Here is a 13,404-nt window from a genome sequence, read left to right on the forward strand (position 1 = left end):
CGAACTTCTTCTTCCGCCGGCTGCAGGGCGCGGAAGAAGAAGTTCGGGGCGGAGGAACGAGGGATGGGCTTCGCCGCCCCCAGAATGTCGCGGTTAGGCAGCGATTAGCTTCGCCATCCGGAGTGCGGCAAGGAGTTTCGCCCGCAGACGCTCCGGATGCCGGAGGTCGTCCCATGTCCAGCGAACCACGATCACACCGGATGCCCGGATGGCGTCCTCACGCAGCTTCTCCGCGTAGACGATCTCCTCGGGCGCCATCCCACTCCGGAAGGTGTCGTGGCGGTACTTGAATCGACCGTCGAACTCCCCGATCACCCGGATCCGGCCGGACCGGTCACGCCATCCGAAATCACCGCGAACCTGCGAACCATCGGCCAAGGCGATGGCGACCTGCAAGTCGGGCGCCGGGATGCCGACCAGCTCAGTGATGACCGACCGGCTGTAGGACTTACCGACGCTCTCCGACCGCGCATCGGCAAGCGGCAGTGCGGCGCGCAAGGTCCTGATGCCGTGATGTCGGCGCGCCCGACCGGCGACCTCGTACAGGACTCCGGTGCGCAGAGCGACGTCGAGGATGTTCACTGCCTGATGCTTGCTACCGAACCGCGCGACGTCGCACGCCGTTCTCGCGATGCTGGTGACCGAGATCCCGTCGAGCTGGATGACGTCAGCCGCGGCGAGTCGCGCCTCGTGGACATGCGCCGGTCCCGACGCTCGCCCGGTCAGCTCGGCGCTGAAGTGGACCTGCGAGAGATCCGGAGCCAGCAGCGGCATGTCGAGCAACACGGCTGCGGAATTGTGACTCACGACACGATCGCCGCCGTTGGCAGGCGGCGGCGATCACCGCGTGCCGGTGGATGGATACCGCGGCCGCTCGAGTGTCGTCCGGGAGGTCGAGGTCTGCAGACCTCAGGTACGAGCCGCGCCACGGACGGAGGAGATCGCCGCGTTCGACACCCTGCCGGAGAGCGGCATCAGAGGTCCCTGTGCGATTGGCCTCCGCGCGATGGAGAAAGCGCGCGATCTGGTCTGTCATGGTCAGGCATCGTGACAGCCTCGGATCCGCCAGGGAAACCGCTTGTCCACAGGTCCGGCCCGGGCAAAATCAGTCCACAGCTTCGTCGTGGACTCCAACCAGGGACTTTCGCATGCTTCTTCCGCCCCGAACTTCTTCCTCCGCTAGCTGCAGCCGGCGGAAGAAGAAGTTCGGGGCGGAAGAACGCGGGAGGGGCTAGGCCGGGGTGGCGGCCGTCGACTTGGAACCCGAACTCGAGGACGAACCCGAGGAGCCGGAGCTCGACGTCGATGACGAACTCGACGAGCCGGAGGTCGACGACGTGCTGGACGACGAATCACTCGAGGAGGACGAGCTGTCCGACGACGAAGACGACGAGGAGCTGGCGGTGTCCGCGCCGGACCCCGACCGCGAGTCGGTGCGGTAGAAGCCGCTGCCCTTGAAGACGATGCCGACGGTGTTGTACAGCTTCCGGAGCCGGCCGGCGCACTGCGGGCACTCGGTCAGCGAGTCGTCGGAGAACGACTGCACGATGTCGAACTTGTTGTCGCACTCCGTGCAGGCATACGAGTAGGTGGGCACCGAATACCTCCGGGAAAAGTTGGGTCGCTACACATCCTAACCGACGTTGGCACTCCGACATTCCGAGTGCCAGCAAGCGGCCTGACCTCGGTGGTCATCCGGTTGCCCTGCGTTGGGCCAAAGGTCATGAGAACGTAAAATCCATGTCCGACTTCCTAAGCGCCGGATAAGGCTACATCTGGAGCAACGCACTGGTCTTCCTGTGCCTGGCCTCCGGGGTCTGCTTCTCGATCCGTTCGCGGATGGTGCAGGTCCGCCAGGTCCCCGACATGATCCGGCTGATGTTCCGCGGCGAGAAGTCACCCGACGGGGTCTCCTCGTTCCAGGCGCTGACGATGTCACTGGCAGGCCGGGTCGGTACCGGCAACATCGCCGGTGTCGCGACCGCCATCGCGTTCGGCGGCCCCGGCGCACTCTTCTGGATGTGGGCGAGGGTATCGATCCGGTCTTCGACCCGAAGGCCTTGAACATCATTGGCGCGACGTTCTGGGAGACCTACCGCAAACCTGCCTCCGACGACGAGAAGGTCTCCAGTTCCGCCTAGCGGCGCCCGGCGGCGGGACTCAGTCCCCGATCCGCGCGATGTCGCTGTCGGGGACGCCGTCCCGGTTCATGTCCGCGTTGCGGATCAAGCGCGCGTCCCACCGCAACCAGATGGACGCGAGGGTAGCTGCGACCAACGACCCGAACAGGATGGCTGCCTTCGACGCCTCGGCGTGCGGATCTGCGTCATCGAATGACAGTTCGTCGATGAGCAGCGCGACGGTGAACCCGATGCCGGTCAGGAAACCGACCGGGAGGAGGTCGCGGACGCCGATCGCATCAGGGAGTCGCAGCGGGGTGAACCTGGTCATCAGGGCGGTGACACCCATCGCACCGATCAACTTGCCGACGACCAGTCCGGCGAAGACCCCGATCGATACGGGCTGCACCAGCGACGCGTCGGTCCCGACCACCGTCACCCCGGCAGCCACGAACGCGAACACGGGGAGCGCTATCGCCGAGGAGATCGGACGCACAGCGTCGTCGAACCGGTGTGTGCGTGAGTCCTGCTCACCGTGGATGAGTCTGGCGGGCACCGCGAACCCGAGCAACACACCTGCCACAGTCGCGTGCACGCCGGACGCGTGCATGAAGGCCCATGCCACCAGGGCGACGGGGACGAGCAGCCACCAGTGTGTTCGACGCATCCGGATCAGCACGGCGAAGACCACGATCGCGACGATCGCCACGACCAGCATTACCAGGTCGATGGTGTCGGTGTACAAGGTGGCGATGATCGTGATGCCGAGCAGATCGTCGACCACTGCCAGCGTCAGCAGGAACGTGCGCAGCGCCCTCGGCAGGCCACGGCCGAAGATCGCGAGCACGGCGAGCGCAAAGGCGATGTCGGTGGCCGTCGGGATGGCCCATCCGTTCAGGGCGTTCGGGTCTCCCAGTCCGACGATGGTCACGTAGAACAGTGCGGGCACAACCATGCCGCCGACAGCCGCCGCGATGGGAACCCCTGCCTTGCGTGGCTCGCGCAGTGAACCCATCACGAACTCGTGCTTGAGTTCCACGCCGACCACGAAGAAGAAGATGGCGAGGAGGCCGTCGGCGGCCCACGCCGAGGTCGACAGATGTAGATGGAGCGATTCCGGACCGAACTCGAGGTCGGCCAGCGAGTGGTAGGCCGCGCGCCATGGCGAGTTCGCCCATGCGACGGCCAGCACGGCCGAGATCAGGAGCAGGGCGCCGCTCGGGGTGTCGCGGGAGATCCAACTGCGGAAACGCGCGACGGCGCCGGGTTCGGATGCGGTCGTGTGGGACATGTTTCTCCTGGTGGACAGCGTTCACACCCCGCGACCGGACGGTCCGCGGGACGCCGACCAGACTTCCCGGCACACCGGACACCAGCTTCCCAGACAACTCCGCCGATCGGCCAATCGAGCGTCGATCAGCACAAATTCCACAGGCCGAAGCGTTCACCGGATCAGTGCACAGATGCGCCACGAGGCAGCCTGCACGACCTCGGGCACGAATAGCGTCATCGCATGCCGCTGTTCTCCCGCGACGTCCTCGCCACGCGCCTGATCGATCGCGTCCGCCACGCGCTGCGTCCTGGGTGGACACGGTCGGTGATCGTCCGACGCTGCGCTGCGTCCGTGCTGGTCGTCGCTGCACTGGCGGTGGCGCTCACGTCCCATCGCGACACCGACGATCACGAGGCGCTGGCCGCAGCCCGCGATCTTCTACCAGGTCAGGCGCTCGCCGCCGACGACCTCGTACCGATCCGGGTGCCCACCGGACTGCTCCCCGACGGCGCGATCCGGATGTCGTCCGATGCCGTCGGGCGGACCGTGGTCGGCCGGGTCCGGTCGGGTGAGCTGATCACCGACACCCGTCTCATCTCCGGCCGACTCCCGGCCCAGCTCACCGGCGACCGACGTGCCCGCCTCGTGCCGGTCCACATCGCCGACGAGACGGTCGCGTCCGTCCTGCGCGAGGGTGATCTCGTCGACGTGGTCACCGAAGACTCCGAGATCGTCGCGCGGGGAGCGATCGTCGCCCTCAACGCGCGCCCGGCCGACTCCGGTGCACTCAGTGGTCGCGTCGCCGCGGCTCCGGTGTTGTTGGCGATGGACGAGGCCGCCGCTCATCGGGTCGCGGCCGCGGCGCTGAGGAGTTCCATCGCGGTGGTCGTCCATTGACGCGATGAGTGAAAGTCGCCGTTGCGCACCGAATCCGACCGTGCTGCGCACCAGTGGATTCATCCTGCGCCCAACTGTCCGACCGGGGAGTTCTGCGGGATCCGCGAATCCACCTCCCGCAGAATGGGCCACTGGTCGTTTACGATCCTGGATAGATCTCGAATCACGATGCCGTCCGACCGCCACCGCGGCCGTCGCGGCGCCGAATGAACACTTGTCAGAAGCGGTACAGACGAACGGAGAGGACCGCACCGTGCTCAAGGGATTCAAGGACTTCATACTCAAGGGCAACGTGGTCGAGTTGGCCACCGCGGTCATCATCGCGGCGGCATTCACCGCGATCGTCACCGCATTCACCGACAAGATCATCCAGCCGTTGATCAATGCCATCCCGGTCAGTTCCGATGCAGCCGAAGGCCTGGGATTCCAGATCACCGACAATCCGTCGACATTCGTCAACATCGGCTCGGTGATCACCGCTGCGATCAACTTCATCATCGTCGCCGCGGTCGTCTACTTCATCATCATCGTGCCGTACAACCGGCTCGCGGCTCTCGGTGGTTTCAGCAAGAAGGCCGAGGTCACCGAGATCGCGCTGCTGACGGAAATCCGCGACCTGCTCGACCCGGAGGGCACGTCGCGAGCCAAGGAGGATGCGGCCAAGGAACTTCCGCCGCACCTGACCGACCCGAGTGCTCCCGCCTCGGGCGCCATCCCGACGTCGGCGACGCAGCGCTTCAGTACGCCCCCGCCCGCCTCGGTTCAGGCGCCGCCGTCCGGCCCGATCCCGCCGCAGCCGTACGCACCTGCGCAGAACCCGCAACAGGGACCGCCCGCGCAGGGGCCGCCCCAGGGTCCTCCGCCCCAGGGCGCACCGGGCCAGGGCGCACCAGGCCAGGGCGCACCGGGTCAGGGTGGCTTCCCGACACCCGAGCCCGCTCCGGGGCAGTACCCGCCGCCCGGCCAGTACCCGCCGCCGGGGTCGAGCGCCTACCCGCCGCCCGGACAGTTCCCCGGTGAGTACCCGCCGGACCATCCCGGTCGTCACTCCCGCTGACACCCCACCGACACCGAACGAGGCCCGCTCCGAGCAGGAGTGGGCCTCGTTTCGTGCGACGGTCACGACCTGGCAGTGGCTACCCGATCACCGCGGCCGGCGCAGCCTGCACCAGGAGTCGCTCGCGCACGCGCGGGATCACCTCGGTCGCAAAGCGTTCCATTTCTGCCTCGAAGGGCTGGAACTGCAGCATGAACGTCTCGATGCCTGCGCGATGGAACTCGACGATGCGGTCCGCGACGTCGTCGTAGGAGCCGACCAACCCGGCCGCGGTACCACCGTTGGTCCCGATGGCCGGGTACTTGGCGAAGGTGTGGAACATGACGGCCTTCTCGTCGGCCCCGGCGACGATGTTCGCCAAGAACTTCTGATCTTGCTCGTTGAGCTTCCAGTGGTGTTCCAGTTCGGCCTGCGCCGCTTCGGCATCGGGCCGGGCGATGACGAAGGCGGCCAGCCCGTAGCGCACCGGCGGGCCGACCCGCGGGCGGAGTACCACGCTGTCGATGAGCGCATTGACGTTCTCCGGCGGCTGGCCGTTGATGAACCAGACATCTCCCTGCTCGGCGACGAGGTCGCGAGCCTGGTCGGACTCACCACCGACATAGATCTGCGGACGCTCGCGGAACTTCCCGGTCGGACGGATCTGGTAGTCGTCGATACTGAAGTGGCGGCCCTCGTGGTTGACGACCTCACCACTGAGCAGCCGGCGGACGATGTGCAGCCACTCGGTGCCGTACCCGTAGCGGTCATCGTGCTCGGGAAAGGAGATGCCGGCCTTCTCGACCTCCGGCTTGAACCAGGCATTGACGACGTTCAGCGACAACCGTCCCCGGGAGATCTCCTCGATGTTGGCGGCCTGCTTGGCCAGCACCACGGGATGCACCAACAACGGTTTGATGGCGGTGATCAGTTCGATCTCGGACGTCACCGCCGCCAATGCCGCTGCGGTGGTCCAGGTCTCGAGCTGATCGCGCGACTGATCGGACGGGTTGATGATGTGCTGGGCGATGAGTGTGCTGTGGAACCCCAGCCGCTCGGCAAGCTGTACCTGGGCGAGGTTGCGCTCCCACGACGCATCGAGCGGGTCATCGGGATGGAATGCCGATGCCCACGTACCGTAGACGTTGGCCCAGATGCCGAAGCGAGGTCCGTTGGTCGGTGCGGTCATTGCTCGTCTCCTGGATGTGCGAGGGTCAGGACTTGTCGGCCGATTGAGACGGTCGGTAGAACCAGCCGTCCAGGTCGAAGTCGTCGCGGATGCTCTTCTGCGCCACCAGGAACTCCTTGGTTCCGCGTAGGAGCTCGACTCCGGCGCTCGGGAACGGCTCCTCGGAGTAGCCGTTCGGGTTGGCGGCATCGCGGATCGCCTGCGGGTCGGCCTTGGAGTTCTTCACCTCGAAGTCGAGATAGTCGTCCCAGTGCGCCTTCGCATACCGGACCGAGTCGGCATTGAGCTTCTGCCAGGCTGCACCGAAGTCGGGATGCTTGGCGAGGAACTCGTCGCTGCTCACCGTCGCACTGGTGCCGGCGAGCTTCGGGTGATCGCGGTAGACGGAGTCGACGAGGTGGAAGCCCTTCGCCTCGAACGCCTGCAGCGACACCGACGGGATCACCGCGGGTAATGCTGCTGCGGCGATCTCGCCCGAGCTCAGCGGCGCCTCCTGGTCGGCAGGGTACAGGTGGATGAGCGTTGCCCTGATGCCCTTCTCCTGCAGTGCCCCCTGCAGGTAGCGGTCGATGTAGGAGCCCTTGGGCACGCCGATCTTCTTGCCCGCGAGGTCGTCGAGCGATGTGATCGACGGGTCCTTGGCGACAACGCCGGCATTGTTGTTGAACTGGTTGATGGTCAGCAGTCGCGTGCCGAGTCCCGACCCCCGTGCGACGAGCGCGGGAGTGTCACCGTAGCTGGCCACGTCCAGCCGGCCACCGATCAGCGCTTGGTTGAGATCCGGCCCGTTGGGAAAGCTGAATACCTCGACCTTGTTGACCCCCAACGGTTTCAGCGACTTCACCAGGTCGCCCCGCTGGTGTGCGAAGCCGACCGGGCCCGAGATCACGTTGGTGGAACCGATGACCCCGACGCGCAGGGTGTCGATGACGTCGCGCCCGGTCGTCGACGAGTCGGAGGATCCACAGGCCACCGCACCGGCGGCGAGCGCAAGCGCCAGCACCGGGACGAGGAGCAGGCCGAATCGGCGACGGACGCCGTGCTGACGGCTTCCGGGACGGGCGATCGGTGTCATGGTTGTTCTCTCTCTGGATGTATCGAACGCCTCGATGGCGTACGCAGTCTTCCTCGGGTCGTGCGCAGACGGCCGCGGCCGCAACGCATGGCACCGACGAACGTCCCTTTCGACGACGACGGCCGGATGCGATTCGCGGACCGACCCGGCCCCGACGGGGCCGGGTCGCGGTCTCACTCGGATCAGCTGTGCCCGATCCGCTCGACCAGTCGCGGCGGCGGATCTCCGTGTGGGATGGGCGGCCCCACCGCCGTGCGGCTACCGGGCTGCCGACCCCTCCCCCACCCCAGTCGCTCGCGGTAGCTGCCGATGAGGTCTGCAGGAACGGCATCGGCGGGGGTCAGCGGGGTCGACTGTGGGCTCACGTAGAGCGCGTCCGTGGGGCAATACGCCTCACACATGAAGCAGGTCTGGCAGTCGGACTGGCGCGCGATGGTCGGTACGCCGTCGGCACCACGGTCGAAAACGTTCGTGGGGCATGCGAGTACACACTTGTCACACTGGATACATGCGTCCGCGAGAACCAGTTCGATCATGCGGGGACCCGCTGGTCGAGCACTGCGGCCGGCGCGGCGACCCACACCGAGTCGAGCCCACCGGTGCGCACGTGGTCGTGCTGCGCCGGATCGAGTTGCGGAAAGTCGTCCCGCTTGCTCATGCCGCGGGATTCGGTCCGCGCCAACGCCGACCGGTAGATCCAGCGCCCTACCGCTGTGATCGCCGCGGCCTCCCTGGCGCGGATCCGTCCCGCCGGGGTCGGATCGCCGTAACGCTCGTCCGACACCGCCGACCAGATCGTCTCCAGTTCGCCGGCAGCCGTCTCCATCCGGTCGCCATGGCGCAGATAGTTCTTGTCGAAAGGGATCAACTGGTCCTGGGCGGCACGCACGATGTCGTCCGGTGCGGCGACACCGCGTCCGCCGTGACCGAAGCCGACGGTGCCCGCTCCACGCAACGTCACCGACGGCCGGCCCGCTGCACGAGCTGCACGCGCCGCGCCGAGTCCGGCGAAACTGCCCGACGACATCGCCCACGACGAATTGTGGCTGCCACCACCGGTGAAGCCGCCGCAGATCCGTTCGCGGGTCGCGGCGTCACCGGCCGCGTACAGACCGGGTACACCGGTCCAGCAGTCGTCGTCGACGATGTCGATCCCGCCGGTGCCGCGGACGGTCCCCTCGGCGAGCAGGTCGACCTCGAAGCGGTCGGTGAACGGATCGATGCCTTTGCGGTCGAACTGCAGGAAGAAGTTGGGCTGACCGAGTCGCATCTGGGCGGCGACCTTCTCGTCGGCCCGGTCGAGCTGTGCGTACACCTTCTCGGTCAACAGGGTCTTCGCGATGACCGATCGGCCCTTCATCGAGCCGGCCCCCTCGACGACGCGCCCATCGGCGTGGAAGAAGGTCGCGTAGCCGTAGTACGCGGTCTTGGTGATGGTCGCGCCCTTGGGCACGATCGCGTAGGCGTTCGCGAACTCCATGCCGGAGAACGACGCACCGACCTCGGCAGCCATCAGCGCGCCGTCTCCGGTGTCGACGTTGGACCCCAGCGCACGGGAGAGGAATGCGCAGCCGCCGGTGGCGACGACCACCGCGCCTGCGGTGATCCGGAAGTCGCGGCCGGTCTGACGCTGATGACCGGCGGCCCCGCGAACGGCGCCGTCGGCATCGGTGAGCAGTTCGAGAACCGGTGAGTGGTCGAGGATCTGGACCCCCAACCGCTGCACCCAGGCTCGCATCCGTCGCATGTACTCAGGCCCCTGCAGACCGGTGCGCATCTGCTCTCCGGTGGCCGGGTCGACCGGGAAGGGGTAACGCCCCTCGGTGCCCAGTCGGTTCATGTTGACGTAGGTCTGCTCGAGGACCCGGTCCATCCAGTGGTGATCGGCCAGGTGCCCACCGAGGGTCTCGCGGCTCGCCTTGGCCGCGGCTCGCTTCTCCGCGTCCGGGACGACGTACCAGACACCCGTCCCCGACGGCGCCGTGGTGCCCGACGCACCGCAGTAGCCCTTGTCGACCAGGACGACCTCCGACCCGGCCTCCCGCGCGTGGATGGCCGCCCACGTCGCCGCGGGTCCGCCACCGATCACGAGGACATCGGTGGAGAGGGTCAGTTCGTCAGGCATGGGTGTACTCCTGCTCTGGATGGGGTGCGGTTTCGGTGCTGTGGACGTCGCGACCGGTCGGCGCAACCCCGAGGGCTGCCAGGAGCCGAGATCGCAACGCGACGAAGGCCGGATCGGTCACCGGCCGTGGACGTTCCAGGTCGACGCTGATCTCCTCGGCGACCCGGCCGTTGCGCAGGACGAGCGCGCGGTCGGCAAGGAGCAGGGCTTCCTCGACGTCGTGGGTGACCAACAGGGTGGCCGGCCGGTGGCGTTGCCACAGACTCGCCACGAGATTCTGTGCGGTGATCCGCGTGAGTGCATCGAGCGCACCGAACGGCTCGTCGAGCAACAGCAGATCCGGCTCACGGATGAGCGCCCGGGCGAGTGCGGTGCGCTGTGCCTCGCCACCTGACAGCGTCGCAGGCCAGGCGTCGGCCTTGCTCGCGAGACCTACCTCATCGAGTGCCGCGATCGCCGCGGCCCGCGGATCGGGCACCCGTAGACCCAGGGTGACGTTGCGCCACACCGACAGCCAGGGCATCAGCCGATGCTCCTGGAAGACGATGGCCTTCGCGGTGGGCGCAGCGATCTCACCGGTGAACCCGTCGTCGAGTCCGCCGATGCCACGCAACAGCGTGCTCTTGCCGCTACCACTGGCGCCGAGAAGCGCGACGAATTCGCCGGGTGCGATGGTGAGGTCGATGCCGTCGAGCACGTGCCGATCGTCGAAGCGCCGACCGGCGCCGATGATGTGGACACCGCGGTCGCCGGCCGCAGTGCGGACCAGAGATCGGCCGGAGCCGCTGCGGTTGCGGAACCGCTCACGCACAGTCATCGACCCTCGAATCCGTTGCGCCACGACAGGAAGCGACGTTCCAGCAATCGCACCGCGACGTCTGTGATCAACCCCAGGATCGCGTAGATCACCAGCACCAGGAAGATCTGGTCGACGCGCAGGTACTCCTTGGCATCGTTCATGAGGAACCCGAGCCCCACCGGGGTCGTCTGCATCTCGGCGACGACCAGTACGAGCCAGCCGATGCCCAATGCCTGCCGGAGCCCGACGAAGATCTGCGGGAGTGCGCCGGGGAGGACCACATATCGGACCAGTTCGACGCGGCTCAACTCGAGCGACTCGGCCGCCTCGATCAATTTCTGGTCGACACCGCGGATGCCGGCGAGCACATTGAGATAGATCGGGAAGATCGGCGCGACGATGATCAGCGCGATCTTGAACGGGTCGCCGATGCCGAACCAGATGATGAACACCGGTACCAGCGCGACGGCCGGCATCATGCGCAGCACCTGGATCGGCGCGTTCACCAGGTCCTCGGCGAATCGGAACAGACCCGCGGCGGCCCCGAGCACCAACCCGATCCCGATGCCGATGGACAGGCCGATCGCCACACGGCGCGTCGATGCGGCCAGGTGATCCCACAGCTCCCCTGTCTTGATCAGGTCCCATCCGGCGGTCACCACCTCGGTCGGCGCCGGCGTGGTCGTACCCAGCCATGAGCGAGCACCCAACTGCCACACCACGATCACCACGATCAGGCCGATGGACTGTCGGAGTGCGCGGGTTCCGCGGCTGGTCCACCGGTGGCGGCGGGCGCCGGAGATCGGCGTCGCGATGGAAGGTTGGGCTGCGATCAGCGCCGGCGTCGGGGTGATGGTCGGTGCTGTCGCCGCGGAGGCCGGGGCAACACGGTCGAGGTGCAATGTCACGAGGAGTTCGCCTGGAGTTCGGGGGCTGGGCTTGATCGAGACGTTACGTAGTCGAACTCGTTCGCAGAATGGTTGCGTTCACGGCGACTCTTGGGCGGTCGGCGAGCTACAGATGCGGATCACGGCGATTCGGGACGTTTGTCCAATTTCGAACAGATGTTCACCCTTGCGTCATTCAACGAACCCCGAATGTGCCCCGAACGTGACCGTTTCGGCCTCTACGTTCTCTTCGTTATGCCAACCAGCCCAATACTTTTGGGGCACAGAGGGGAATCCCGTCTCATGAAGTTCAACAAGCTCGTCGCCGTCTCGGCGATGATCGTGGCGTCGATGGGTGTCGCCACCGGCACCGCGTACGCCGATGCCGCTCCGCAGGCCGCCGGTACCCACTGGAACGTCGCTCGTCACGGCTCGGCCGTCACGGTGACCACGGACAACGGATCGTTCGGGAAGGTCGGCAACAAGCTGGTGCTCTCCGACGCTCGCGGCAAGGCCGTCGAGGCCGTACCGCTGGTCCTTGCCGTCGACGACTTCGTCCGCCCGGTGAACGCCACCGTCGCCGGCAAGTCGGCGACCCTGCGCGTGGACACCAACCCGGTCACCACCCGCTTCCAGCCGGTCCGCCACAACGTCGACCTGCAGGCCGCAGTCGCCGGGGTCAAGGACAACATCGGCCTCACCGCCAGCGTCGGTGGCTTCCTCGGCGCCGCAACCGGTCTCGTCGGTGGCTGCCTACTGGGTGCCGTCGCCGCCGGTGTGGTCTCTGCTCCCGTCGCCCTGCTCTTCGGTGCCGGCCCGCTCGCAGGCTGCATCGGCGGCGCGATCCTGCTCGGCTCCGCCGCGTCGCTCGGCGGCACCGCGATCGGCGGTATCGGCTCGGCCATCGCCAACGCCCAGCCGTTCATCCAGCTGCTGAACGCCCCGCCGAAGAAGAAATAGCGTCGGCGGGCCCGAACGACTGCCCGGCCCTCTCACAGATCGACCCCCGCCCGCTGAGCGGACGGGGGTCGATCGCTGCTTTCGATTGTTCGACGCCGCTATCGGCTACCCGAGTGGGTCAGCGCGGGATCAGGCCGTCGAGCGAGCCGGTTCCGGCGCCACCGACGTGTGCGAAATTGGTGGTGTCACCATTGAACTGCACGCCGTCCACATTGACCTTGCCGCCCGGAGTGCCCGGCTGGCTGGAGATGCCGTAGTGGTTCACGACAGCCGTCTTGCCTTCGGTGTTGGCAGCCTTGGTCAGCTCTTCCAGGGTGCCCGTCTCACCGCGCGCGAATCCCGGCAGGGCGCGAGTGGCCCACCACTTGTTCGAATCGCCGGCGCTGTACTTGCCGGCCGCATCAGGGGCGGACCAGACCAGCGTCAGGAAGCCGTCGCCCGAGCCGGTGTTGGCGCCGGTGACTCGGATCTGCCAGTTGGCGTTGCCCTCGGTCTTCTCGAACGAGAGCGTCTTGCCGATCGCCGTTGTCAGCGGGATCTTGTTGACGGCCTTGTAGGACGCCTGCCGCGGCGTGGTGGCCGAGGTCTCGAACTGGAGCGAGCCGTCCGTGTCACTGACACGGGTCGTCGAGTAGGTGCCGGCCTGGCCCTTCTCGTCGTCGAAGGTGTTGCCCCAGCCGTTCGGCGAGAACTGTGACGAGAAGATCGTTGCCGCCTGTGCAGTACCCGGAGCAATGGCACCGGCGACGCCGACGGCTGCCGCGGCGGCGACCACACCGGCGAGAATGGTTCGTTTCATTCGTTCATCAACCCCCAATTGAGTTCGCGATATTGACTTACCGTTCGCGAACATAACAAAGGGGACGACGAGACTCCACCCATCGAACGGGTGAAATCCGAACCGTCCGAATAGATCTGCAATTAAATATCACAAAGGCGGGAATCGGAAGCTCCGATTCCCGCCTCTGCGGTGTTTGGTGCGTGCCGCAGACCTGATCAGGCGTACGGCTCAGCAGTGTCGGCTATCAGCCGATGCTGAAGGG

At 66.8% G+C, this 13,404-nt stretch carries 13 protein-coding genes and 1 pseudogene; 4 read left to right on the forward strand and 10 right to left on the reverse strand.

Going from position 1 to position 13,404, the window contains the following annotated elements; all coding sequences use genetic code 11:
• Positions 1–93: 93 nt before the first annotated feature.
• Both GS4_RS12560 and GS4_RS25195 read right to left on the reverse strand, forming a co-directional pair.
• Positions 94–807 (reverse strand): hypothetical protein, encoded by a 714-nt coding sequence (locus GS4_RS12560; protein WP_007621055.1) that lies wholly within the window; start codon positions 805–807, stop codon positions 94–96.
• Positions 808–1,231: 424 nt separating this feature from the next.
• Positions 1,232–1,597 carry an FmdB family zinc ribbon protein gene (locus tag GS4_RS25195; RefSeq protein ID WP_007621057.1) on the reverse strand — a complete coding sequence of 122 codons (366 nt, stop codon included), beginning with the start codon at positions 1,595–1,597 and terminating at the stop codon, positions 1,232–1,234.
• 176 nt (positions 1,598–1,773) lie between these two features.
• Here GS4_RS25195 and GS4_RS25200 point away from each other — a divergent pair.
• Positions 1,774–2,052: pseudogene (locus tag GS4_RS25200) on the forward strand (alanine:cation symporter family protein); the annotation flags it as partial.
• 108 nt (positions 2,053–2,160) lie between these two features.
• Here GS4_RS25200 and nhaA read toward each other — a convergent pair.
• Positions 2,161–3,411, reverse strand: a complete 1,251-nt coding sequence (gene nhaA / locus GS4_RS12575) for a Na+/H+ antiporter NhaA (RefSeq protein ID WP_007621061.1) — start codon at positions 3,409–3,411, stop codon at positions 2,161–2,163.
• Positions 3,412–3,633: 222 nt separating this feature from the next.
• On the opposite strand from nhaA, the gene GS4_RS12580 reads away from it, so the two are divergent.
• The gene (locus tag GS4_RS12580; RefSeq protein ID WP_007621063.1) at positions 3,634–4,290 is read left to right on the forward strand and encodes an SAF domain-containing protein; all 657 of its coding nucleotides are present in this window, start codon (positions 3,634–3,636) and stop codon (positions 4,288–4,290) included.
• A 253-nt stretch (positions 4,291–4,543) separates the two neighbouring features.
• Entirely contained in the window at positions 4,544–5,347 is an 804-nt protein-coding gene (mscL, locus tag GS4_RS12585; protein WP_007621065.1) for a large conductance mechanosensitive channel protein MscL, read from the forward strand.
• 79 nt (positions 5,348–5,426) lie between these two features.
• Here mscL and GS4_RS12590 read toward each other — a convergent pair whose 3' ends face one another.
• The 6 genes from GS4_RS12590 to GS4_RS12615 form a co-directional block, all read right to left on the reverse strand.
• Complete coding sequence (locus tag GS4_RS12590; RefSeq protein WP_007621066.1) at positions 5,427–6,515, reverse strand: LLM class flavin-dependent oxidoreductase; 1,089 nt, start codon at positions 6,513–6,515, stop codon at positions 5,427–5,429.
• A 25-nt stretch (positions 6,516–6,540) separates the two neighbouring features.
• Entirely contained in the window at positions 6,541–7,590 is a 1,050-nt protein-coding gene (locus tag GS4_RS12595; RefSeq protein WP_007621067.1) for an ABC transporter substrate-binding protein, read from the reverse strand.
• Positions 7,591–7,772: 182 nt separating this feature from the next.
• On the reverse strand, positions 7,773–8,126 hold the full coding sequence (locus GS4_RS12600) for a 4Fe-4S binding protein (protein ID WP_007621068.1): 354 nt from the start codon (positions 8,124–8,126) through the stop codon (positions 7,773–7,775).
• Positions 8,123–9,715: an FAD-dependent oxidoreductase gene (locus GS4_RS12605; protein ID WP_007621069.1), complete on the reverse strand. Its 1,593-nt coding sequence runs from the start codon at positions 9,713–9,715 to the stop codon at positions 8,123–8,125. Before GS4_RS12605 ends, GS4_RS12600 begins: the two co-directional genes overlap by 4 nt.
• Positions 9,708–10,532 (reverse strand): ABC transporter ATP-binding protein, encoded by an 825-nt coding sequence (locus GS4_RS12610; RefSeq protein ID WP_007621070.1) that lies wholly within the window; start codon positions 10,530–10,532, stop codon positions 9,708–9,710. The genes GS4_RS12605 and GS4_RS12610 overlap by 8 nt, the downstream gene beginning before the upstream one ends.
• The gene (locus GS4_RS12615) at positions 10,529–11,416 is read right to left on the reverse strand and encodes an ABC transporter permease (RefSeq protein WP_439644621.1); all 888 of its coding nucleotides are present in this window, start codon (positions 11,414–11,416) and stop codon (positions 10,529–10,531) included. The genes GS4_RS12610 and GS4_RS12615 overlap by 4 nt, the downstream gene beginning before the upstream one ends.
• Before the next feature lie 288 nt (positions 11,417–11,704).
• Here GS4_RS12615 and GS4_RS12620 point away from each other — a divergent pair, with 288 nt between their 5' ends.
• On the forward strand, positions 11,705–12,361 hold the full coding sequence (locus tag GS4_RS12620) for a DUF8020 domain-containing protein (protein WP_007621072.1): 657 nt from the start codon (positions 11,705–11,707) through the stop codon (positions 12,359–12,361).
• 118 nt (positions 12,362–12,479) lie between these two features.
• On the opposite strand, the gene GS4_RS12625 is transcribed toward GS4_RS12620, so the two are convergent.
• Positions 12,480–13,214, reverse strand: a complete 735-nt coding sequence (locus tag GS4_RS12625) for a hypothetical protein (RefSeq protein WP_245555650.1) — start codon at positions 13,212–13,214, stop codon at positions 12,480–12,482.
• Positions 13,215–13,404 lie beyond the last annotated feature (190 nt).

Source organism: Gordonia soli NBRC 108243 (genome assembly GCF_000334455.1).
Lineage (GTDB): Bacteria > Actinomycetota > Actinomycetes > Mycobacteriales > Mycobacteriaceae > Gordonia > Gordonia soli.